This is a genomic window from Actinacidiphila sp. DG2A-62, from assembly GCF_035825295.1.
Classification (GTDB): Bacteria; Actinomycetota; Actinomycetes; order Streptomycetales; family Streptomycetaceae; genus Actinacidiphila.
This window is the reverse complement of record NZ_JAYMGI010000002.1, coordinates 4,010,186-4,031,316: the sequence shown is the minus strand read 5'-3', so window position 1 is coordinate 4,031,316 and position 21,131 is coordinate 4,010,186. Positions and strand designations below refer to the sequence as shown.

Annotated in this window: 20 protein-coding genes, 1 tRNA gene, 1 other RNA gene and 1 pseudogene; 14 read left to right on the top strand and 9 right to left on the bottom strand. The window is 70.6% G+C overall.

Features of this window, described 5'->3' with window-relative positions:
- Positions 1-33: 33 nt before the first annotated feature.
- A complete protein-coding gene (locus VSR01_RS17980) occupies positions 34-588 on the top strand; it encodes an HD domain-containing protein (RefSeq protein WP_326450235.1) in 555 nt (184 codons plus the stop codon).
- On the opposite strand, the gene VSR01_RS17975 is transcribed toward VSR01_RS17980, so the two are convergent.
- Positions 576-1,043, bottom strand: coding sequence for an NUDIX hydrolase (locus VSR01_RS17975; protein ID WP_326450234.1), 468 nt, complete (start codon positions 1,041-1,043; stop codon positions 576-578). The two genes, VSR01_RS17980 and VSR01_RS17975, sit on opposite strands and share 13 nt — an antisense overlap.
- Positions 1,030-1,803 carry an XRE family transcriptional regulator gene (locus tag VSR01_RS17970; RefSeq protein WP_326450233.1) on the bottom strand — a complete coding sequence of 258 codons (774 nt, stop codon included), beginning with the start codon at positions 1,801-1,803 and terminating at the stop codon, positions 1,030-1,032. Before VSR01_RS17970 ends, VSR01_RS17975 begins: the two co-directional genes overlap by 14 nt.
- Positions 1,804-1,899: 96 nt before the next feature.
- Between VSR01_RS17970 and VSR01_RS17965 the strand changes: the two genes are divergently transcribed.
- From VSR01_RS17965 to VSR01_RS17945, 5 genes are all read left to right on the top strand, one after another.
- Entirely contained in the window at positions 1,900-2,592 is a 693-nt protein-coding gene (locus tag VSR01_RS17965) for an HAD family hydrolase (RefSeq protein ID WP_326450232.1), read from the top strand.
- Positions 2,593-2,699: 107 nt separating this feature from the next.
- A complete protein-coding gene (locus VSR01_RS17960; protein ID WP_326450231.1) occupies positions 2,700-3,602 on the top strand; it encodes a radical SAM protein in 903 nt (300 codons plus the stop codon).
- Positions 3,595-4,233 (top strand): AAA family ATPase, encoded by a 639-nt coding sequence (locus VSR01_RS17955; RefSeq protein WP_326450230.1) that lies wholly within the window; start codon positions 3,595-3,597, stop codon positions 4,231-4,233. Before VSR01_RS17960 ends, VSR01_RS17955 begins: the two co-directional genes overlap by 8 nt.
- Entirely contained in the window at positions 4,151-4,819 is a 669-nt protein-coding gene (locus VSR01_RS17950; protein WP_326450229.1) for a class I SAM-dependent methyltransferase, read from the top strand. Before VSR01_RS17955 ends, VSR01_RS17950 begins: the two co-directional genes overlap by 83 nt.
- 7 nt (positions 4,820-4,826) lie before the next feature.
- Positions 4,827-5,414: a class IV adenylate cyclase gene (locus tag VSR01_RS17945; protein ID WP_326450228.1), complete on the top strand. Its 588-nt coding sequence runs from the start codon at positions 4,827-4,829 to the stop codon at positions 5,412-5,414.
- 527 nt (positions 5,415-5,941) lie between these two features.
- On the opposite strand, the gene VSR01_RS17940 is transcribed toward VSR01_RS17945, so the two are convergent.
- The 6 genes from VSR01_RS17940 to VSR01_RS17915 form a co-directional block, all read right to left on the bottom strand.
- Positions 5,942-6,271 carry a hypothetical protein gene (locus VSR01_RS17940; RefSeq protein WP_326450227.1) on the bottom strand — a complete coding sequence of 110 codons (330 nt, stop codon included), beginning with the start codon at positions 6,269-6,271 and terminating at the stop codon, positions 5,942-5,944.
- Positions 6,272-6,372: 101 nt separating this feature from the next.
- Positions 6,373-7,314 (bottom strand): DUF6192 family protein, encoded by a 942-nt coding sequence (locus tag VSR01_RS17935; protein ID WP_326450226.1) that lies wholly within the window; start codon positions 7,312-7,314, stop codon positions 6,373-6,375.
- Positions 7,315-7,396: 82 nt separating this feature from the next.
- Positions 7,397-9,151, bottom strand: a complete 1,755-nt coding sequence (locus VSR01_RS17930; RefSeq protein WP_326450225.1) for a relaxase/mobilization nuclease domain-containing protein — start codon at positions 9,149-9,151, stop codon at positions 7,397-7,399.
- Positions 9,141-9,956, bottom strand: coding sequence for a plasmid mobilization relaxosome protein MobC (gene mobC / locus VSR01_RS17925; RefSeq protein ID WP_326450224.1), 816 nt, complete (start codon positions 9,954-9,956; stop codon positions 9,141-9,143). Before mobC ends, VSR01_RS17930 begins: the two co-directional genes overlap by 11 nt.
- Positions 9,957-10,094: 138 nt before the next feature.
- The gene (locus tag VSR01_RS37810) at positions 10,095-11,024 is read right to left on the bottom strand and encodes a DUF2637 domain-containing protein (RefSeq protein ID WP_442785481.1); all 930 of its coding nucleotides are present in this window, start codon (positions 11,022-11,024) and stop codon (positions 10,095-10,097) included.
- 395 nt (positions 11,025-11,419) lie between these two features.
- Positions 11,420-12,739, bottom strand: coding sequence for a DUF3631 domain-containing protein (locus tag VSR01_RS17915; protein WP_326450223.1), 1,320 nt, complete (start codon positions 12,737-12,739; stop codon positions 11,420-11,422).
- 381 nt (positions 12,740-13,120) lie between these two features.
- Here VSR01_RS17915 and VSR01_RS17910 point away from each other — a divergent pair, with 381 nt between their 5' ends.
- The 3 genes from VSR01_RS17910 to VSR01_RS17900 all read left to right on the top strand — a co-directional run bounded on the left by VSR01_RS17910 (position 13,121) and on the right by VSR01_RS17900 (position 15,417).
- The gene (locus VSR01_RS17910) at positions 13,121-13,639 is read left to right on the top strand and encodes a helix-turn-helix domain-containing protein (RefSeq protein WP_326450222.1); all 519 of its coding nucleotides are present in this window, start codon (positions 13,121-13,123) and stop codon (positions 13,637-13,639) included.
- A gap of 223 nt (positions 13,640-13,862) precedes the next feature.
- Positions 13,863-14,168, top strand: coding sequence for a helix-turn-helix domain-containing protein (locus VSR01_RS17905; RefSeq protein ID WP_326450221.1), 306 nt, complete (start codon positions 13,863-13,865; stop codon positions 14,166-14,168).
- A gap of 10 nt (positions 14,169-14,178) precedes the next feature.
- Positions 14,179-15,417, top strand: a complete 1,239-nt coding sequence (locus VSR01_RS17900) for a tyrosine-type recombinase/integrase (RefSeq protein ID WP_326450220.1) — start codon at positions 14,179-14,181, stop codon at positions 15,415-15,417.
- Positions 15,418-15,510: 93 nt separating this feature from the next.
- Here VSR01_RS17900 and VSR01_RS17895 read toward each other — a convergent pair.
- Positions 15,511-15,595, bottom strand: a tRNA-Ser gene (locus tag VSR01_RS17895).
- A 73-nt stretch (positions 15,596-15,668) separates the two neighbouring features.
- On the opposite strand from VSR01_RS17895, the gene ffs reads away from it, so the two are divergent.
- The 5 genes and pseudogenes from ffs (at position 15,669) to VSR01_RS17870 (ending at position 20,996) form a co-directional block, all read left to right on the top strand.
- An RNA gene (ffs, locus tag VSR01_RS17890) (signal recognition particle sRNA small type) lies at positions 15,669-15,765 on the top strand.
- Between the two features lie 288 nt (positions 15,766-16,053).
- Positions 16,054-18,700 (top strand): annotated as a pseudogene (locus VSR01_RS17885) (DNA polymerase III subunit gamma and tau).
- A 279-nt stretch (positions 18,701-18,979) separates the two neighbouring features.
- A complete protein-coding gene (locus VSR01_RS17880; RefSeq protein WP_326450219.1) occupies positions 18,980-19,321 on the top strand; it encodes a YbaB/EbfC family nucleoid-associated protein in 342 nt (113 codons plus the stop codon).
- Between the two features lie 234 nt (positions 19,322-19,555).
- Entirely contained in the window at positions 19,556-20,155 is a 600-nt protein-coding gene (recR, locus tag VSR01_RS17875) for a recombination mediator RecR (RefSeq protein ID WP_326450218.1), read from the top strand.
- Between the two features lie 184 nt (positions 20,156-20,339).
- Positions 20,340-20,996, top strand: coding sequence for a DUF5063 domain-containing protein (locus tag VSR01_RS17870; RefSeq protein WP_326453699.1), 657 nt, complete (start codon positions 20,340-20,342; stop codon positions 20,994-20,996).
- Positions 20,997-21,131 lie beyond the last annotated feature (135 nt).

Sequence of the window (21,131 nt, the reverse complement as noted above, 5' to 3'; positions counted from 1 at the left end):
CCCGGGAATGGCTCTTGCGTGCTTCACCAAATCATGGTCACCTGGGCGTCGCAACTGGCACACGACGAGCTCGCTGATCCGTTGCCTCAGCGATGGCTCCACTCTCAAGGAGTCGCGGCCCGCGCCTCCTCACTTGCGCCGATGCCCGGCCTAGCTTCCGACCTGCTTCACACGGCGGCCATTCTGCACGACATCGGTTACGCGCCTCGGCTGGCCATTACCGGTTTTCATCCGCTCGACGGGGCTCGGTTCCTCCGCGATGAGCATGGGGCCGACGAGCGGCTGTGCAGGCTGGTGGCCAACCACTCCTTCGCGTTGCTGGAGGCGGAGGAGCGCGGCCTGCAGGAGGCGCTAGAGGCGGAGTTCCCGCTGCTGGAGGACCGGCTTCTGGTGGACGCGCTCGTGTACTGCGACATGACGACGATGCCCGACGGGGAGCCGACGACGGCGCAGGCTCGGGTAGCGGAGATCCTGAGCCGGTATGGGGACAGCAGCGTCGTCGGACGGTTCATTAGGCGGGCTGCGCCGGAGATCTTCGCGGCCGTGGAGCGGGTGGAGGTGGCGCTGGCCCAGGGTCAGCCGAGGTAGGGGTAGGTGCCAGCGAGGTAGTCGCCGATCTGCTGGCGCATGCTGGGGTGGATGTCGTAGTCGTTGAGGTCGGCGGGCTGGACGAAGCGGACGCCGTCGGCTTCGTCGTTGATGGTGGGTTCGCCGCCGATAGGGCGACCGATGTACGTGTTCTCGTACTGCTGACGGATCTCGCCGTCGGTGTAGGCGACGATGTGCTTGGGGTTGGTGTAGACGCCAAGGAAGCCGGTGATCTCGGCGACGATACCGGTCTCTTCCACGCACTCTCGGACCGCGCACTGGGCGGCGGTCTCGCCGATGTCCTGGGCGCCGCCGGGCAGTGCCCACTGGCCGGTGTCGCGGCGGCGCTGGAGGAGGATCGCCCCGGACTCGTCCACGACCAGCAGGTTGCTGGCAGGGATGAGGGTGTTGGCCTTGGGGGCGTGCGGGTCGTTGTAGTACTCAGTCCTGCCCATGTGCGGTGGTCCCCTCCTGTTCGGGCGTCCAGGGGCGTGCGCCGGCCCAGACGGCGTCGAAGCTGTCAGCGTACGTGTCGAACCAGCCGTTGGCGTCTGCCCACTTGAGGTGGAGGACGGGGTTGGCGCTGGCGGGCTGACCGTAGATGTGCGGGTTGGCCAGCAGGGTGTCGTCGTAGCGGAAGAGCGAGGTGTAGAGCGTGGTGTCGTGCAGCCGCACCTCACAGCCGTTCACCGTTAGCAGCGAGCGGTAGTAGGTGAGCGAGGCGCGGATCTTGGCGGCCAGCGTGTCGCCGATTCCTTCTTCGCGGCCCCTGAGGGAGACGGCCTGGCCGCCTGGGTCACCGAAGCACAGTCGCACGCGGACGCCCTCGGCGGCGCGGGCGGCCAGCATCTTGGCGACGTGCGGATTACTTTGGGCGAAGAACGTCCCGGAGAAGACCAGCACGTCGATCTGCTCCTGGGCCTCATGGAGCAGGGAGAGCCACGTCTCTCGGGGGACGCTGGCCCGATTCGGGTACGTACCGAGCAGCTCCGAGCCAGGGACACCGGCCGTCGGCCTACTCGTGCCCTGCGGGGCGGGCCAGAGAAAGGTCTCCTCTACCCGGAGGTGCTTGGCGACGCGGTAGCGGTGCCGCGGGTGGGGGATGCGTCCGCCGAGCCAGCGGCCGACGGTCTTTGGGTCTACTTCGCATATTTCGGCGAGCGACTCGGGCGTGACGCCGCGCTGGGCGAGTACGGAGTGCAGTCGCTCATTCACAGAGCCATACAAGTGCAGGGCACGCCTGACGGGCAAGCCCGATTGGTTCACGGCCAACGGAACCGGTCGTTCCCCTGGCGGACCTACGCTGGCCGTATGGCGCTCATCGTCCTGTGGGACATCGATCACACGCTCATCGACAACGCCGGCGTGAGCAAGGAGATTTACGCCGCTGCGTTCGAGACCGTAACGGGAAGACGCCCAACTGAGGGTGCGATCACCGAGGGGCGCACGGACCGCTTGATCATGCGGGACATGTTCAGGCGGAACGGTGCGGACGAGCCCGAGTGGGCGGCGGTCGAGGCTGCCCTCGCCACGGCCGGCCAGGAACGGCTTGAGGTCCTGCGCGAGCGGGGCACGGCGCTGCCAGGAGTACGAAGCGTCCTCAAGGAAGCGTCTATGCGGGCCGGTTGGGTGTCCTCGGTCCTGACCGGAAATATCACGGCCAACGCGCACGTCAAGCTGTCGGCCTTCGCCCTGGACGCGCTGCTCGACCTGCCAGTCGGTGCGTACGGCGCCGACGCCGACGAGCGTCCACATCTCGTGGACATCGCCCGCCGCCGTATCCACCGCGACCGCGGCCTCCCCCTCGGCACCCCTGTCGTGCTGGTGGGCGACACCCCCCGGGATGTCGAAGCCGCACTGATATCCGGAGCGCACATCATCGCCGTAGCGACCGGCGTCGACAGCCCGTCCGCACTCGCCGCCGCCGGCGCCCCCACTGTCCTGCCCGACCTCGCGGACACCGTCCGCGTCCTCCGCCTGCTGGAGGACATCGGTCGGGGCTGAAAACGTCCCGGGACGTCCTGCGCCCGTCCCTTTACGCGGTGACGAGGTCCCGCACTGCCCGGCCACCATCAGGGCCTCAACCAGGCAACAGGCCAAGGGAGGTCTGCATGATCGCGGAAGTCACCGGCATCAGGACGATCCGGATGCTCTACCTGCAACTGCTTTACCGCTGCAATTTCGCCTGCCAGCACTGCTTCCACGGTGAACGCCTCCAGCACGCGGACGCCTTCACCCTCGAAGAGGCCATCGCACTGATGAGGCTGATGCACAAGGAGTACGGCACCGAGGCCGTGAATCTCCTCGGTGGCGAGCCCTTCGTCTACAAGGACCTGCCCGAGGTCGTCCGGTACGCCAAGCAGGAGCTGGGCCTCCAGGTGGAGATCTGCACCAACGGCTACCGCATCGAGCGCCGCCTCACCGAGATCGCCCCGTACCTGGACCTGCTGCGGATCTCGCTGGAGGGCAACGGCGCGACCAACGACGCCATTCGCAAGTTCGGCAGCTACCAAGGCGCGCTCAGCGCCCTGGACCACGCTCGCGATCTGGGCATCCCCACCGGTGCGACCATGACGGTCAACGCCCGCAACATCGACGAGGTCCTGCCACTGGCCCGCACCCTCCAGGACCATGGCACCCAGCAGCTCAAGCTCCACCACCTGCGCCCGGTCGGCAACGCCGCCCACCACCCCGAACTGCTCATCACCGACACCACCGCGTACGGCCGCCTGCGCGAGCAGCTCCGGACCGCCGACCTTTCGATCGAGGTCATCGTGGACGAGGACCTCTCGGAGAAGGGCACCCCCGAGACCTGCGACCCCGTGACGGAGGCCCTTGCAATTCCCCGGATCGAGGCCGACCCGCGCGGCGCCCTGACGATGTCCTGCAAGGCAGTCGGCAAGGACGCCCACGCCTTCTGGTACGACAAGGCAGCCGGCCACATCGTCCACCGGCCCTCCGCCACCGACGAGATCGCCCTCGCGGTGCCGAGCGTGGTCTACGCCCGTGCCTGACCGACCGCTCTTCGAGAGCCTCGAAGGGTTACGCGGCACAGGGAAGTCCACCGTCGCGCCTCTGCTGGCGGCAGCCCGCGGCGCGGAACTCGTCCCCACCGTGCCCGCGCTCTACCAGTCTCTGCGGCGGGAGATCGACGCCCGGGACAACGTGGAAGCCCGCATGGCCTTCTACCTCTCCGCCCTGTTCACCGCCACCGACGACATCCACCGGCACCTGTCAGCCGGTATCCCGGTCGTCGTGGACAGCTACTTCGCCCGCTGCCTGGCCAACCACCGTGCCTACGGCTCCCGTCTCGGCATCACCCTGCCGCCGGATCTGCCCGAACCCATCACGTACAGCCTCGTGTGCGACGAAGAAGAACGCCGACGCAGGCTGTTGGCCCGCCACAAGCCCGCATCGCGCTGGGACGGACTCGCTGAAGAAGTAGCCGAGCAGATCACCCACGCGTACGCCCCCTTCCCTATGCATCGCGTGGACACCACGGGCCGTACGCCGGAACAGGTCGTCCACGCCATCCTCGACGTCACTGCCCAAGGAGGCAGCGGTGCAGACCCTCAGCCGGTGGGAGAACACGCTCACCTTCTTCCCCCAGTTCCGCGCGGCACTGTCGGAGCACGTCGGCTCTAGCGCCACCGTGGTGGTCATCGGCGCAAGCGACGGCAGGCTGGTCCTGCCGCTCGCCGCGGCCGGCCACCGCGTCATCGCGATCGAACGAGACCCGGTCGCCCTTCAGGGTGGACTCGTCCAGCTCCCCGACGGAACAGAGGCCCACGCAGCCGGGCTGGTCGAACGGCTTCAGCAAGAGCAATTGGACGACCGCGTGGACATCGTGGAGGCAGACTTCCTGGACGGGGACCTGCCCCTTGCAGCGCGATACGACGCAGTCTGGACAAGCTGTTCCTGGCATTACAGTGCCAACCACCACCGGCCCCTGGCCGACTTCGTCACCCGCATGCAGGACCTCGTGCGCGTCGACGGCCTGTTCGGAGCCGAGTTCATGATGCCCGTCACGGCCCGGCACCACCTGAGCGAGCACTACACGTCCCCGGAGCGCCTCAGTCCCTACTTCTCCGACGGCTGGAACATCCAGCTGACCTTGCGAACCGGGCAGTTCACCGAGCTTCCGCACATCGGCCAACCTCATCCGCATGTGCACCGTATGGGCGCGCTGCTGGCGACCCGCACCTCTTCTGTAACCACCGAAAGGGCATGAAACGATCATGAAGCACGAATACGAGGCGAAGTTCCTCGCCGTCGACGTGGCCGGCCTCCAGACGAAACTGGCAGGTCTGGGAGCAGTCCAGGCGTTCCCCCGGACCCTGCTCACCCGCAAAATCTTCGAGAGCGACGTCCTCGACGGCTCCCAGTGGGTCCGCCTCCGCAACGAAGGCACCCGCACAACCCTCACCCTCAAGCAGGTCACCGACGCCAACTCCATCCACGGAACGACCGAGATCGAGACCGAGGTCGGCGACCTCCAGGCGATGGCCGAGATCCTCGGCAACCTGGGACTGCGCGAGGTGCGCTACCAGGAGAATTTCCGCGAGGAGTGGCAGCTCGGGGACGTCGCCTTTGACTTCGACACCTGGCCCGACCTCCCCACCTTCCTAGAGATCGAAGGCCCCGACGAGGCATCGGTCCGTCAGGCCGCCGCCCGCCTGGGACTCGACTACGTCGACGCCCGCTTCGGCAGCGTCGATGCCATCTACAAGAGCGAGGCGGGCCGCGACATCCTTGCCGAACCCACACTCCTGTTCTCCGACCAGAAGAAGAGCGAGGACGTCGCGCCCTCCCCCAGCGGTCAGTGATCCCCGAGGTGGGGCAGTGCTGACCGACGTCTTCGTGCAGCACCAGGTGATCCCCGGGATAGCCGCGTTCGCCCGCGGAGGTCTGCCCGAGCCGGCGGTAACGGATGACGGCAACGCATGGGTCGACGGATACTGCTGGCTGTTCTGCGGCCAGCAGTGGACCCGCGTTCTGTGGATCGGCCCGGCCAGCGTCGCCGGAGCGCAGGCGCCGATGTACGCATGTGGTCCCTGCATCCGCGAACTCCAGGATCGAATCTGGCAGGCAATTCTCCTGGGGGACGAACCAGTACCACCGGCGCCTCCCACAGCCCACAGGCCTGCTCTGCCGGAGCCCAAACGAACGCGCGCAAGGCACCGTCGCAGCAGAAGCGGCCGGTGAATTGCCGGCCCCACCCAGTGCGCTCCCTGTACCCAGTTCCTGGGACGCCTGGGGAGCCGGCGTTCGCAGGAACGTGTGCAGCAGGATTGCGGTTACCCGCAGGTTCGGCTCTCCCAGTGCTGCAGCGGAAGTGCGGAAGTGGTGCAATTCAGGTTTCGGTTCGCACGGCGAGTTCGGCGGAGAAGCCCACGCGACGCAGCGGTGCGGCGGCTTCGATCATGCCGGCCAGTGCTGCGTGGGCGACGCGCAGCTGCGGGGTCTGGATGTCGGTGTCCACCAGTGGTGCGATGGAGCTGCGGTGGAGACGGGCTGCTCGGCGGTAGAGCAGTTCGATCTCGCGGTTCAGGGCGAGTACGGAGAGTTGGGGGTCGCGGGAGATGACGTACTGGCCGAGGACGTAGAGGAAGCACTCGTTCTGGCTGGGGCACATGTGGTCGCGGTCCCAGACCTTCGCGATCTCGAACTGGCTTGCGGTCATGTGTTCCAGGGCAGACTCGCGGGGGAGGCCTTCCTCCCCGGTCTCCTTGACCAGGTCCCACAGTTCCAGTCCAAGGTCGGACGGTGAGCGGCGTCGGCTGTTCACAGCTGGCCTCCGTCGTTGTCCAGGAGACGCACGAGGGCCTCGTCCATGTCGCCCTGGCCGGTGGTGACCACGTGCTCGCACCAATCGCAGACGGCGCGGACCTTCTTGAGGCTGTCCAGGACGGCTGCTTCTTCGTCGGCGTCCAGCATCTCCTCTTGGGCGAGAACGACCGCGTTCTGCATGGAGACGCAGAACGACGTGCACTGGCCGAGGATCTTCAAGACCGAGGAGGGCGTGTCCCGGTACGACACGCTCGCCGGCGGTACGTCCGACGTGTTCTCGGTGCGGGACGGTTCAGGAGGCGAAGCTGCCTGATGTTGCCGGAACTCCGCCCGCTCCTCCAGCTCCCGGCCGCGTTCCCGGCTTGCGTCCCGCACCGCCCGGCGGAATGCCGGGTCCTCGACGGCCTTCTTGATGACCTCTGTCCGGTCGGCGAGCTGCGTCACGACCTGGGCGGCCTCGTCTGTGGCCCGGAGCAGGCGCTTTGCGTGGTCAACACGTTCATGGGGTGTGGAGGGGTGGTCGGGCAGGCTCTGTCGTGCGCGCAGCGCGGCATCTACGGTCCACACGCCGTGGTCGCGGGGGTCGAGTTCGTCCGACGGCTCTTCCCGGATCAGCTCGAACCTGTTCGGGAGTGCCGCGAGGTGCTGGTGCACGGTCCAAGGCACGTCTTCGCGGCGCTTGTCGGCCGGCCACGCGGTTGCCACGTAGCGGTACGTCCTGAGCGAACTTTCGGTGCTCCTGATCTGCTGTGCGAAGAGCACGATGACGCGGCTCACCTCGCCAGTAGCGAGCGACCTGTTGGCGAGCATTTCGACAAGGAGGTCGCCGAGGTCGAAGTTGCTGGCGCTCTTGGTGCGGATGACGCGGCGCCCGCGTTTGAGGAACTCTGTCCACTCGTCGTGGGTGTAGCCGGCTGGGATCTCGATGGCAGGCATGAGTCGTCTCCCTGAGCGTTCTGTGACGCCAGGTACCCGACAACTTCCCCAGGTGGCCGCAGCCGCGTTCGCAGGCGCTCCATCAGCGTCGCTGCATAGGCCTCTCACGGTCTGCCTGCACTGCACGAGGCGACGTGTTGCCTGTCGTGTTCGAGGGCGCCGCACCCGCACTGACGTTGTGGTGGGAGCGGGCGGTGGCGGCTCGGACGCGCGCGGCGTGATGTTCGGTGGTCTGGTGCTGGAGGCGCCAGTTGAGGACTTCGGCGGGGTGGTCGGCGGTGTCGAGTTCCCGCTGCTGGCTGATCTCGGCGAGGACGCGGCGGGGGGTTTGGCCGGCGCTTTCGGCTTTGGCGAGGGTGGTGGCCAGGGCGGGCCAGGAGGGGTCGGCGAGGATGCGGGCTGCGTGGTCGGGGACGGCGGCGCGGAGGTCGGTGGCGTAGCGCTGGGCAGTCTGCGGGCTGGGGGTGCGTGAGGCGAGGTCGGCCATTACGGGTTCGGCGGCTTGACGGTAGGCCGTTTGCAGGTGGAGGAGGGTCTGGTGGGCTGCGGCGGCTTGTTGCTGGTGGCCTCGGGTCTCGTTCCAGCGGGCCAGGAAAATGGCCACCGAGACGGCTGTGGACAGCAGTGCGGCGGCTCCGCTGCCGTCTTTGTCCGAGCCCAGGGCGTGGATCAGTTCCTTGGCTACGGTGCGCAGGGCGGCGGCGCTCTGGTGTTCGGCGCGGATGGCGGAGCGGTTGGCGCGGTTGAATGCCGTGGCGGCTGCTCGCAGTTCAGCTCGCACGTGGGCGGGTGCGGTGGCGGCGGCGTTGTGGAGGAGCTCGCTGAATGCTGCTGCCTGCGCCTGAACCACGCTGTCTCGTGCCCGGCCGCCCTCGGCTTCCTGGCCGAGGAGGCCGCTGTGCAGGTTGTGCAGGGCGGTGTCGGCCTGGTGCCAGGGGCCTGGTCCGGTGGAGCGGGCGGCGGGCTGGTCGGTGAGGTCGTGGGCGGCGAGGCGTTCGCGCAGGCGGTTGATGGACAGGTCGGGGGCCAGGGTGGAGCCGCTGAAGTAGACCGGCTCGCGTTGGCTGTTGGTGTCGTCGGGGGCGGCCAGGCTGTATCCGGTCACGTCGCCGGTCTCCGGACCCACCCGGTATTTGATCTTGATGCCGAGGGTGCTGAGGGTGGAGAAGTACTCGGCCTCGTCACGAGCGGACGCTGCTGCGGCATACGCCTCATCGCGCAGCCATTCCTTGGCGGTGACGGTGTTGCCCGAGCGTAGGGCTTTGGCCTGCTCGGCGCTTGTGGGCATCGGTGCTGCGGTGAGGTCGCCGGACTTCAGGCGGCGCAGGCCGAGTTCGGCTTCGATCGTGCGGCATTCGGCCTGGGCGCGCTGGCCGTCGCGGTTGGTGCGTGGGCGGCGGCCGTCCTCGCGGACGCTGGTGGCCATGATGTGGATGTGGTCCTCGGCGTGTCGCACCGCGATCCACCGGCAGCCGGCATCGTCGCCGTCAGGGGCGATGCCGGTGGCGTGCACGACCCGGCGCGCGACCTCGGCCCACTCCTCGTCGGTGAGGTAGCGGTCGCCGGGAGCAGTGCGCACGGGGCAGTGCCACACGTGCTGAGGCACCTTCTTGCCGGTGCGCTGTTCGCGGACGCGGACGGGCTGGTCAAGGTAGTCGGCCAGTTCCGTCAGGACGTTGTGGTGCTGGTCCAGGGGAGCACGGCCGGGATCGGGGATGCCGGGCATGGCGAACGCGGCCACGATGTGCGGGTCGGTATGTTCGTCGCGGCGGCCGGGGCCGTAGAGGTAGGACAGCAGGCCGCGGGTGCGGGAGCCGGTGGAGATGTCAGGCACCATGGCGGGCCCCTGCGATGGTGTGCTCCAGGGCCAGGCGCGCGGCGCGGGCCAGGGCGTGGACTTCGGCGAGTACGTCGTCGGTGTGGTCGGGCAGGGTGCCCATGTTGATCGCGCGGGCGATCTGGTTGAGGTTGACTCCGACGCGGTGGATCTCCCGCAGCAGTTGCCCGCACAGGCGATTCAGGTCCTGGATGGCTTGCGGCGAGGGCAGCGGTGGGATGCCGTCCGGGCGATGGTCGTCGAGGTAGGCGTGGGCGAAAGTCAGGGCGGCGTCCATCAGGTAGGCCGAGCGAGAGCGCTTGGCCGCTTTCGCGGCAAGGTCGATGAAGTCCCGCTCGGCGGGTTCGGCGGAGGCAGTGAGCTGAATTTCGCGCTTGGTGCCGCTGCGCGCGCGATAAAGGATCTCGCTCAGCGGCCGACGGCTCGCGACGAGCGTGTCGGCGTCGTCGGGCAGTACAGGGACGTCGAGCGCGGCGATACGTCGGTGCACGAACACGTCGGGGGACACGGTGGGCGCGAAGCGCGCAGGGTGCTCGGTCGACTGGCCCTGCCCTGGGAAGAGGCCGCGCTCGGCCTCCCCCGCCCCCTCAGGTGCCCCCTGGCGCCGGTCGGTGCCCGCCCCCGCCGGGGCGGGATCAAGCGCGAAGTCCGCATCGCCCCCGGCGATGTGGACTTCGCTCCAGCTTGCTCCGCCCGGATCTGTCTTGTTGCCTGCGCGCCCCCACCGGCCGGCGAGTTTACGGGCCTTGCCTGCGGGATTACTGCTCTCCCCGGTGTCCTGGCCGGGGTTGGGATTGAGTTTCACGGTGCTCTCCAGCGGGGGGTTCTGGGTGTGGCGGATGACGGGGCGGCCCTCTCGGTGGTCATGGTGCGGAGGGTTGGCGGTTTGGCCGAACCGCCTTCGGGGTGTAAGGAACGGGGCCGGATGTGCGGAAGTCCAGAGCTACGGGACTTCCGCACACCCGGATCGGGTGGCGCTGGACGCGGCCACCCGCCCGCCTGGGTGAAGCCGGTACAGAGAGGCGACCGGCAGCACGGAGCCGCGGGTCAGGCGTCCGCCGGGTGGGCTCGCGCTGGCTCGGGCTCCGGCTGCGGGTCTGCGGCGGCGGGGGTGTGTTCGTCCCTGAGGTGCTGCATCAGCACGGTGAAGCGGGCGCTGCCGACCGGTGTGCCGGGCATCCTTCAGGGCCTTCTTGACCACGGCGACGCTGACGCCGTGCTCGGCGACGGCCGGGCGGGCTACGCCGATCAGCTGGTCCATGGTTGCCGCGGGCGGTCGTCCCGTGCGCTTGCTCGGCGCAGCGGGGCGCGCGTCCCCTCGACGGGGCTGCCCAGATGGCGGTGTCCGGACTGGAGCGGCTGCCCTGGGCCTTGTCCGCTGGGCGGGATGAGCGGTGGCCGCTGCCGGTGGCGTGGGGCCTGGGCGCTCCTGCGTCGGGTGGGCGGGTGTGTGGAGGTGGCGGAGCAGAGTGGGGCCGACGGCTCCCCAGCCAAGCAGCAGCGCCGGGGCGACGGTGTCCAGGGCGGCGCGGCCGTAGTGCCGGGCCAGCACGGGCTCGGCGGTGTTCAGGGCGAGGGTCAGCAGGCCGCACAGATGCATCAGGCGGGTGGCTGAGCGCAGGTCGGCGGGGTCGGTGCCGTGGGCGGCCAGATGGTGCAGGGCGACGAGCAGGCCGACCACGGACAGGTCGACCATAGGCGCGATCAGCGGGGCGATCGGACGCGGCACGCCGAGCCGAAGCGCCAGCGCCCAGACGTTGCCGAAGGAGAACACGAACGCGAGCGCAGCGATGACCGCCATCACGACCGTGATCGTCGTCCGGGCGAACGCACCGCTTGCAGGCGGGTGCGTGTCCGGCGGGGTGGTGGGCATGCGGGAGGACATCCTTACGGGCGAGGGGCTTGCTGGAAGATCCGTCTTGGCGTCTTGGCCGTTGCAACCGCAGGTCAGGGCAGGTACGGCAGGGCACGCCCGGCTGGGGTGTGCCGTGGCGGTGGTGGGCCGCTGCCGTCTCCGTGTCATGACCGCTTTCCGTCTTGGGACGGCGATCCGTCTTGGCGGAAGGTGCCCTGAGCTGCGGTTATGTGGCAGGGACGGTTGGGACGGCACGAGACGGTCGTGGGTGGCGTCCCGGCCCGGCCTGCCGGCTGGGCGGGCGAGTGCCTGCGTTCACTGGCTGAACGGCCTCGTGTTCAGCCGCTGAACGGTGCCCTGTCGGCGGTGGTGTTACGGCGGGGACGGCTGGTACGCGTCCTGCGGGAGGGGGGTCAGCGCGGGCTGCCCTGTCTCGGGGCGGGGCCGAGGGGGTGGACGGTGGGGCAGTAGCGTCGCCAGGCGTCGGCGAACTTGTTGCGCATGTAGCCCTTGCGCTGGGTGCCATCGCCCATGCGAACGTTCCCGGAGGAGATGCCGAACTCGCGCAGCATCCCCGCGAGGCCGCGCGGAGTCAGGCCGCCTCGCCCCCACTCGCCCCAGGGGGCCTCGGGGTCGCCGTTGAGGGCGAACAGGAGCTGGTCGGTGGCGATGCTGTCCGGATCACTGCCCGCGTGGAAGATCCGGCGGATGTCGGCGAGGATGCGCGCGCCGCTGGGATGCTCGTCCTCGGACTCCGCCTCGGATGAGACGAGCCGGGTACACGCCTGCCGTGCGCGCCGCGGCCAGCTGCCGCCCGCGAGGTCGGCGACGATGACCAGCGGCTCCCATGTGTCGGCCGCGCGGTCCTCGACCGGCATCTGCGGTTCCAGGTGCAGGGCTTGGTCGGCCAGCGGTTTGGCCCAGCGGGCCAGGTCGGTGCGCATCGCGCGCAGGGCGGGGCTGTCGCGCTTGGTGCGGTACGGCGAGACGCGCTCGCCTTCGGCACGGCGGCGCATCCGAATCACGATGGACCGGTCCATGATCGTGTCGGGCAGGTCTCCGATTCCCGCGATGGCCGCCATCGCGAAGGTGTGAAACCTGTGCGGGGTGTGGTCGCTGCCCACCACCCGCAGGACGTAGCGGTCGCGCTGGTGCCCGGCGTTGAGCAGGCCACGCATCTCCTCGTTCTTCTCCGCCATCTTCGGGCTCCCGAAGATCGTGTCGGCCTCATCCACCAGAAGGGTGGGCGGCTCCTCGGTGATGGACCGGAAGACGGCCGCCGGGGTGGAGTTGACGGTGAGCACGGGGCTGTGGACGGTCTCGGCAAGGACGTCGAGCAGTCGGGACTTGCCGCACCGCTTGGCCGGGCCGACGATCGCCAGGCGGGGGGCGTGCTGCCAGGAGGGCTGCAGGTGGGATGCGGCGACCCAGAGCGTAGTCGCGTCCAAGGCCTCGCCGGAGGGCAGGACGACGAACCTGGCGATCAGCGCCTGCAGCCGCCTGAGCAGCTCGTCGCCCTCGGTCGGCGGTGCGTCGGGTATCTCCGGCGGCCTGGTCGGCTCTTCCGGGCGGTCCGGGGTGGACTCCTGCGCGGGGGCGGTGAGTGGGGATACGGCGTTGGGGTGGGGTGGCCGGTGGCCTCCGCCTGGCTGTGCGACGGGTGGCCAGGTGCCGGCCGGTGGGATGGGGCTTGGGGCTGCGGGGCCGTGGCTGGAGGCAGTACTCTCGTTCATGGAGACTCCTTGCTCGGCGGGTTCCGGGGGGCAACCCGGTCCGCCGTTGGCTGACTGTCCTGGGATGGGCGGTGGCGTGGTTTCCGTCAGGCCCCCGGTGTTGGTAGCGCCGGGGGCTTTGTGCTGTGCGGTGTCGGTCTCGACGCTCAACCTCCCTCAGATTGGGATCCCAATGCGGGATTAGAACATTCGTATCACCGTCACGCACCACCAGTCAAGCGCTCCTGGCATATTCAGAGCATGCGATTCCAGCATGTAAGCTGGTCCAGGCAGTGTCACGATCGCATAACGAACAGCTCAACCGCTTGCAGCATGGGTTCTCCATGCGATATTGTTTTGGTCTATCCCGGCGCGTCGAGACCGGGTCGAAGGGAGGTCGACATGTCCAGTCCGAACGCGCACCGCTACACGCCCCTTGAGGGCGAGGCCCTGGTGGCGCACAACATGAAGGTCCTGCGGAAGGCCGCTCGCCTGTCGCAGGAAGACCTAGCCGAGCGCATGACCCAGCTCGGGTTCAAGTTCCACCAGACCCAGATCGCCAAGATCGAGAACGGCACCCGCCTGCTGCGCTTCGACGAGGTCGTCGGCCTGGCCAAGGCCCTCAACGTCCCCGCCGCCCACTTCATGACCGAGGCCGTCGCCGGCCCCGACGAGCCGGACTACGAACTGCAGGAGGCCGGCGACCGCGTCCAGAAGGCCGAGCAGGAGTGGAGAACCGCCCACGACATCGAGCAGGGCGCCAAAGCCCGGCTCGAAGAGGCCGAGCGCGAGTACGACGAGATCGCGGAACGCCTCGCGGCTCAGGGCGTCGACGTCGGCGGGGACACCTCACCCGAGTGGTACCCCGCCCCGAACTCCCCATGGGACCCACTGCGCAAGGGGCCGTCTGCTGGTCAGTAGGGGGGCTCCTCCTCCGCCAGGGACCCCCGCCTGGTCGTGCGCCCTGTGCAGGCCGTCAGCCCGGTCGCGGCTCGCGCCGATTTCTGCTCAGCCCTGCCACACACCCGCATCGGTCCTCGGCGCTACCAACGCCGAGGACCAGGCACGCGGGATGCCTTCATTCACCGCCCATCCCACCAGTCAGCACGGCAGCGCGTTGCCCCGCGCCGCCGAGAGGAACCCCATGCCTGCAACACCCACGCCCCTTGCCCTGCTGGCCGACGCGCTCGGCGTCAGCCAGCAGGATCTCCTGCGCCTCCTTCAGGCCAGCAGCTCGGCCACGCACGACCCAACGTTGGTTGCGCTCACCGTCGAGGAAGCCGCCCGGCGTCTGAGCGTCGGCCGGACCACCATGTACGCGCTGCTCGCCTCCGGTGAGATCCCGTCCGTGACGGTAGGTCGCTTGCGCCGTATCCCGGCCGAGGCGCTGAACCAGTACGTCGCCGCCCGCACTCAGCCCGCCCGTTCGACCGTCGCTCTCGCGGCCTGAGGAGGCGGTCATGGCAAAGTCCCGGCAGCCCAACGGCGCCTCCTCGATCTACCTCGGCAAGGACGGGAAGTGGCACGGCTACGTCACCGTCGGCGTCAAGGACAACGGCAAGCCCGACCGCCGCCACGTCAAGCGCAAGACCCGCACCGAGACCACCAGGGCCGTCCGCGAACTGGAAAAGGAGCGCGACGCCGGCCGCGTCCGCAAGCCCGGCCAGACCTGGACCGTCGAATCCTGGCTGACCCACTGGGTCGAGAACATCGCAGCCCTGCACGTCTCCGAGAACACCATCGACGGCTACCGCGTCGCCGTCTATCACCACCTCATACCCGGCCTCGGCGCCCACCGCCTGACCAAGCTGGAGCCCGAACACCTGGAGCGCTTCTACAAGAAGATGCAGGACAACGGCAGTTCAGCCGGAACCGCCCACCAGGCACACCGCACCCTGCGCGCCGCCCTCAACGAGGCCAAGCGCCGCCGCCACCTCACCGAGAACCCCGCCACCATCGCCAAGGCCCCACGCCTCGTCGAGGAAGAAGTGGTGCCCTACACGGTCGAGGAGGTCCAGCTCCTCCTGGAGGTGGCCAACCGCGAGCGGAACGCCGCCCGGTGGGTCATCGCCCTGTCGCTCGGCCTCCGGCAGGGCGAGGTGCTCGGACTGAAGTGGGCGGACGTCGACTTCGACCTCGGCGTGCTCGTCGTCCACCGGGGCCGATTGCGGCCCCGCTACCAGCACGGCTGCGGCACGCCCTGCGGTCGCAAACCCGGCTACTGGCCGCAGAAGATCAACACCCGCCGCGAGACCAAGGAGACCAAGTCCCGCGCCGGACGGCGCCCCATCGGCGTCCCCGACGAGCTGATGAAGCTCCTCGCACAGCACCGCGACGAACAGGACCACGAGCGCCGCCTCGCCCGCAACCTGTGGGTCGAGAAGGGATACGTCTTCACCTCACCGACCGGTGAGCCGCTCAACCCCAACACCGACCACCACAAGTGGAAGGAGCTGCTGGAGGCCGCCAGCCTCCGCGACGGCCGCCTGCACGACGCCCGCCACACCGCAGGCACCATCCTGCTCATCCTCGGCGTCCCCGACACCGTCGTAGACGCGATCATGGGCTGGGAACCCGGCCAGTCAGCACGCATGCGCCGCCGCTACCAGCACCTGACCAACCGCGTCCTCAAGGACACAGCCGACAAGGTCGGCGGACTGCTCTGGACCCGCCCGGACCAGCAGCCTCCCGCCGTCTGATCATGGCAACTGCAACCCAAACTGCAACCCTGTAACGACGTAGGCCCGAACAGCAATGCTGTCCGGGCCGACGTTTGCCCTGGTGGGCGGGTGCGGAGGATACGAGATTCGAACTCGTGAGGGGTTGCCCCCAACACGCTTTCCAAGCGTGCGCCCTAGGCCTCTAGGCGAATCCTCCGTGGGGAACAGTACAAGACGCGAGGGGGTGGGTGCGAACTCGATGTGGGGGGAGGGGATCGGGTAGGGTGGGCTGCAGCCCCTCACGTGGCGCTATCTCGCTGAACTCCCCCAGGGCCGGAAGGCAGCAAGGGTAGGTGGGCTCTGGCGGGTACGTGGGGGGTCTTCGCTTTGCCGGGACCCCGGCTCCCGCCGGTTCCCGCAGCTTCGTGGCCCCCCGGCTGCCCCGGGTCCCGCCGGCTCCCGCAGTTTCCTGGCTCCTCCCGGCCCCCGGTCCCGCCGGCTTCCCCTGGCCCCCGGCCCCTCCCGGCCGCGCCGCCCGGCCCCTCCCGGCCGCGCCGCCCGCCCACACCGCCGGAGGCCCCCCGCCCCGCCGCGAGCCCCCGCTCAGGCCCCGCCCCCGGGCCCGCCCCCCGAGCCGGGGGCGCGTTGTCGGTCCGCGCGGATAACCTCGTACTCGTGTCTCTCGCTCTCTATCGCCGCTACCGCCCCGAGACCTTCGCCGAGGTCATCGGGCAGGAGCACGTCACGGACCCGTTGCAGCAGGCCCTGCGCAACAACCGGGTCAACCACGCGTACCTGTTCAGCGGGCCGCGCGGCTGCGGGAAGACGACCAGCGCGCGCATCCTCGCCCGCTGCCTGAACTGCGAGCAGGGCCCCACCCCCACCCCCTGCGGCGAGTGCCGCTCCTGCCTGGACCTGGCCAGGAACGGCCCCGGCTCGATCGACGTCATCGAGATCGACGCCGCCTCGCACGGCGGCGTGGACGACGCCCGTGACCTGCGGGAGAAGGCGTTCTTCGGCCCCGCGGGCAGCCGCTACAAGATCTACATCATCGACGAGGCCCACATGGTCACCTCCGCGGGGTTCAACGCCCTGCTGAAGGTGGTCGAGGAGCCGCCGGAGCACCTGAAGTTCATCTTCGCCACGACCGAGCCCGAGAAGGTCATCGGCACCATCCGCTCCCGCACCCACCACTACCCCTTCCGCCTGGTCCCCCCGGCACGCTGCGCGACCACCTCGCCGAGGTGTGCGAGCGCGAGGCGATCCGGGTCGAGGACGGCGTGTACCCGCTGGTGGTGCGCGCCGGGGCCGGTTCGGTGCGCGACTCGATGTCGGTCATGGACCAGTTGCTGGCCGGCGCGGGCGCGGACGGTGTGACGTACGCCATGGCCACCGCCCTGCTCGGGTACACCGACGCCGCGCTGCTGGACGACGTGGTCGACGCCTTCGCCGCCGGCGACGGCGCCGCGGTCTTCGAGATCGTCGACCGGGTGATCGAGGGCGGCCACGACCCCCGCCGCTTCGTCGCCGACCTGCTGGAACGCCTACGGGACCTGGTGATCATCGCCGCCGTCCCGGACGCGGTGGACAAGGGCCTGATCGACGCGCCGCGCGACGTGGTGGAACGCATGCGGGCCCAGGCATCGGTCTTCGGCGCCGCCGAGCTGAGCCGCGCCGCCGACCTGGTCAACGCGGGTCTGACGGAGATGCGCGGCGCCACCTCCCCCCGCCTCCAGCTCGAACTGATCTGCGCGCGCGTGCTGCTGCCCGCCGCGTACGACGACGAGCGGTCGGTCCAGGCGCGCCTGGAACGCCTCGAACGCGGCATCGCCTCCGGCGCGGTCGCGATGACGGCCGCCCCGGGCGGTGACCCCGCCGGGGGGTACGGAAGCGGCGCGGGGTACGCCCCCGGCGCGGGGTCCGGTACGGGTCCGGGCTCAGGCCCCGGCGCCGGTACGCCCGCCGGGCCCGGGGGAGCGGCCGCCGCCCGCGCCGCCATGGGCCGTACGCCGTCGGGACCCGCCGTAACGGCACCCCCGGCGCCCACCGCGGACCCCTCGGCCGCGGCGCCGGTCGCACCGCCGCACCCGGTCGCGCCGCCGCCCCCGCAGAACACGCCCCCGCAGGGCACATCCCCGCAGGGCACACCCCCGCACGGCACCCCGACACCCGGCGCCGCCACGCCCGCGCCCGAGGCCCAGCCCCCCGCGCCCGGCGCCTGGCCCACCCCTGCCGCGCCCGGCGCGGGCGCGCCGCCGAGCAGTCCGCCCGCGGCGCCCGCCGCACCGCGCCCCGGAGCGTGGCCCACCACCGCGGCCCCCGGCGCCGGCGCGGCGGGAGCGCCCGGCGCGACGGGTACGCCCGCCCCCCGGCCGCCGCAGTCCGAGCCGCCTGCCCGCCCGCCGGCCCAGAGCCCGCCCCCGGGCCGGCCGCCGCATCGGCGGCCCCCGCGCCGCCGCAGTCCGCCGCGCCGCTCGGCGACCCGTCCCGGGTCCGCCAGATGTGGCCGAACATCCTGGAGGCGGTCAAGAACCGCCGCCGCCTGACGTGGATGCTGCTGTTCAACAACGCGCAGGTCGCCGGGTTCGACGGCGAGACGCTGCAGATCGGCTTCGACAACCCCGGCGCCCGCAACAGCTTCGCCAACAGCGGCAGCGAGGACGTCCTGAAGCAGGCGATCAGCGACGCGCTCGGCGTGCAGTGGAAGATCGAGGCCATCGTCGACCCCTCGGGCGGAGGAGGCGGCGGTGGCGGCGCGCCCGGCGGCCCCTCCGGCGGTTACGGAGGCGGTGGCGGTGGTGGCGGCGGCTTCGGCGGCGGCCCCTCCCGTCCCCCGCAGGGCTACCCGGGCGCGGGCCAGGCGGGCGCGGGCCCGAGCCAGGGCCCCGGCCGGCCCTCGGCCGCGGCGCAGCCCCCGGGCGCGTCGGCCGCCTTCTCCTCCGCGGCGACGGCGGCGACGGCGGCGACCGCGACCGCGGTGGGCGGCCCCGGGACAGGCGCGGGCCCCGGCGGCGGTCCCGGCTCCGCCGGCTCCGGGTCCGGTTCCGGCGGCCCCGGAGGAGGCCCCACCGGCTCCGCTCAGTACGCCGCCGCGGCCGCGGGACGCCCCGCCGGCTCGACGCCCGGCCCCCGCTCCGGTCCTCCCGCCCCCCGCGCGGAGCCGTACGGCGGTCCGCCGCCCGCGATGGACGAGCCGCCGCCGCTGGAGGACGACATCCCCGAGGACGACGACCCGGACCTCGTCGACTCCGCGCTCAGCGGCCACGACCTGTTCATCAGGGAGCTGGGCGCGACCGTGATCGAGGAGATCGACCACGGGTGATCCCGGCGTCGTCCCGGCCCGCCGGGCCCACCACCTCGGGGTTTCGTTCCGGTGGCAACCTTGTCGTGACCTGGTGTTTCACGTGGAACACAGCCCGTACGCCCTGGGGTGCACGACGCGCCACGCCGATCCTCCGTACGGCGTAGGGCGATCCGCCGTACGAGCACGTAGGCTCGCCCTGTCACATGAAAACCTCGTGCGACATCACGTGGACCACGTCAGCGCGTGAACGCGTGCACACGTGAATGCGACGGCACGGCACAGGCAGGAGCGAATCCCGTGATCCCCGGTGGCGGTCAGCCCAACATGCAGGCGCTGCTCCAGCAGGCCCAGAAGATGCAGCAGGATCTCGCCGCGGCTCAGCAGGAGTTGGCGGAGACCGATGTGGAGGGCTCGGCCGGCGGCGGCCTGGTCAAGGCGACGGTCAGCGGCGCCGGTGAGCTGCGTGCGCTGGTGATCGACCCCAAGGCGGTCGACCCGGAGGACACCGAGACCCTCGCCGACCTGGTGGTGGCCGCCGTCCACAACGCGAACGAGGCCGCGCAGCGACTCCAGCAGGCCAAGCTCGGCCCGCTCGCGCAGGGGCTGGGCGGCGGAGGCATCCCTGGCCTGCCGTTCTGACCGCCGCGGCCCGCGGGTCGGCGTTCCGGCGGTGGCCACGCGGGCGGGGGCGGCACAGGAGCGGCCGCGGGCCCGTATCCGTGTCCACGACCGGGCCCGTATCCCGCATCCGCCCCCTGTATCCGTAGCCGACCCCCGACCCCGACCCCGATCCCGCGGGCGCACCGCCCCACCCGCGCCCACGACCCCCCTATCCACCCACCCACTGCACCGTTTTCGAGGAAGGCCGCCGGCGTGTACGAAGGCGTGGTTCAGGACCTGATCGACGAGCTGGGCAGGCTGCCCGGCGTGGGTCCCAAGAGCGCGCAGCGGATCGCCTTCCACATCCTGCAGGCCGATCCGACCGATGTGCGACGGCTCGCGCACGCGTTGACCGAGGTCAAGGCGAAGGTGCGGTTCTGCGCGGTGTGCGGGAACGTCGCGCAGGACGAGCAGTGCCGGGTCTGCCGCGACCCGCGCCGGGACCCCGCGGTGATCTGCGTGGTCGAGGAGCCGAAGGACGTCGTGGCGATCGAGCGTACGAGGGAGTTCCGGGGGAAGTACCACGTCCTGGGCGGCGCCATCAGCCCGATCGAAGGTGTGGGCCCGGACGACCTGCGGATAAGGGAACTGCTCACCCGGCTCGCCGACGGCACCGTCACCGAGCTGATCCTGGCGACCGACCCGAATCTGGAGGGCGAGGCGACGGCGACGTACCTGGCCCGGATGGTCAAGCCGATGGGTCTGCGGGTGACCCGGCTGGCGAGCGGGCTGCCGGTGGGCGGCGACTTGGAGTACGCGGACGAGGTCACGCTGGGGCGGGCCTTCGAAGGGAGGCGGTTGCTGGATGTCTGAGGCCGTGGTGAACAAGAAGCAGCAGGTGAAGAGGAAGCCGGTGGAGAAGGAGCAGGCCCGGACGGCGGCGACGACAGCCGGTGCGGGCGGAGCGGGCGGGACGGCCGGCGGGACCGGGGCGTCCGGGACGGCCGGACGGAGCGGTGCGTCCGGGACAGCCGGCGGGGCCGGAGCGGCCGAGGCCGTGGCGGCCGGGGGCGGCGTTCCGCAGGAGCCGGACGAGTTCGCGGTGCAGATCGCCGACCAGGTCGAGAGCTTCGTGCTGTCGGTGCGCGAGGTCGCCAAGGGCGACGACCCGGACAGCGCGGTGCCGTACCTGCTGCTGGAGGTCTCGCAGCTGCTGCTGGCCAGCGGCCGGCTCGGCGCGCACGAGGACATCGTCCCGGACGAGCGGTACGAGCCGGACGCCGGGCCCGAGCCGGACGAGGACGACCTGCGGCAGCGGCTCGCGTCGCTGCTGGAGCCGATCGACGTCTACTCCGAGGTCTTCGACCCGTACGTGCCCCGGTCCACGCCGGTGGCCTGCCGGATCTCCGACGACCTGGCGGACGTGGTGGCCGACCTGACGCACGGCATCGCGCACTTCAGGGCCGGGCGGGTGTCCGAGGCGCTGTGGTGGTGGCAGTTTTCCTATCTGTCCAACTGGGGGGCGACCGCGAGCGCCTCGCTGCGCGCGCTGCAGTCGCTGGTGGCGCACGTACGCCTGGACAGCCCGCTGGACGAACTGGACGGACTCGACACCGGCAACGACGAGGACGACGAGGAGCAGCTCGCCCGCGAGGCCGGCGAGGTCATGGAGGCGGAGCTGGGCACGATGGGGCTGCGCCGCCGGCGTTCCTGAGCCGGTGGGGGGAGCGCGGCGCGAGCGGGCGCGGTGTAGCCGGGGACATGATCACGTACTGAACGCCCCGTCTCACCATACGACCGGCCCGGGGCGGGTTCGGCCTGCTCGTTAGACTGGGGCGACCGCATCCAC

Coding starts and splice junctions, on each gene's coding strand:
- VSR01_RS17980 (WP_326450235.1), top strand. CDS start 34: ATGGTCACCTGGGCGTCGCAACTGGCACACGACGAGCTCGCTGATCCG.
- VSR01_RS17975 (WP_326450234.1), bottom strand. CDS start 1,043: ATGGGCAGGACTGAGTACTACAACGACCCGCACGCCCCCAAGGCCAAC.
- VSR01_RS17965 (WP_326450232.1), top strand. CDS start 1,900: ATGGCGCTCATCGTCCTGTGGGACATCGATCACACGCTCATCGACAAC.
- VSR01_RS17960 (WP_326450231.1), top strand. CDS start 2,700: ATGATCGCGGAAGTCACCGGCATCAGGACGATCCGGATGCTCTACCTG.
- VSR01_RS17945 (WP_326450228.1), top strand. CDS start 4,827: ATGAAGCACGAATACGAGGCGAAGTTCCTCGCCGTCGACGTGGCCGGC.
- VSR01_RS17940 (WP_326450227.1), bottom strand. CDS start 6,271: ATGACCGCAAGCCAGTTCGAGATCGCGAAGGTCTGGGACCGCGACCAC.
- VSR01_RS17935 (WP_326450226.1), bottom strand. CDS start 7,314: ATGCCTGCCATCGAGATCCCAGCCGGCTACACCCACGACGAGTGGACA.
- VSR01_RS17930 (WP_326450225.1), bottom strand. CDS start 9,151: ATGGTGCCTGACATCTCCACCGGCTCCCGCACCCGCGGCCTGCTGTCC.
- VSR01_RS37810 (WP_442785481.1), bottom strand. CDS start 11,024: ATGCCCACCACCCCGCCGGACACGCACCCGCCTGCAAGCGGTGCGTTC.
- VSR01_RS17915 (WP_326450223.1), bottom strand. CDS start 12,739: ATGAACGAGAGTACTGCCTCCAGCCACGGCCCCGCAGCCCCAAGCCCC.
- VSR01_RS17910 (WP_326450222.1), top strand. CDS start 13,121: ATGTCCAGTCCGAACGCGCACCGCTACACGCCCCTTGAGGGCGAGGCC.
- VSR01_RS17905 (WP_326450221.1), top strand. CDS start 13,863: ATGCCTGCAACACCCACGCCCCTTGCCCTGCTGGCCGACGCGCTCGGC.
- VSR01_RS17900 (WP_326450220.1), top strand. CDS start 14,179: ATGGCAAAGTCCCGGCAGCCCAACGGCGCCTCCTCGATCTACCTCGGC.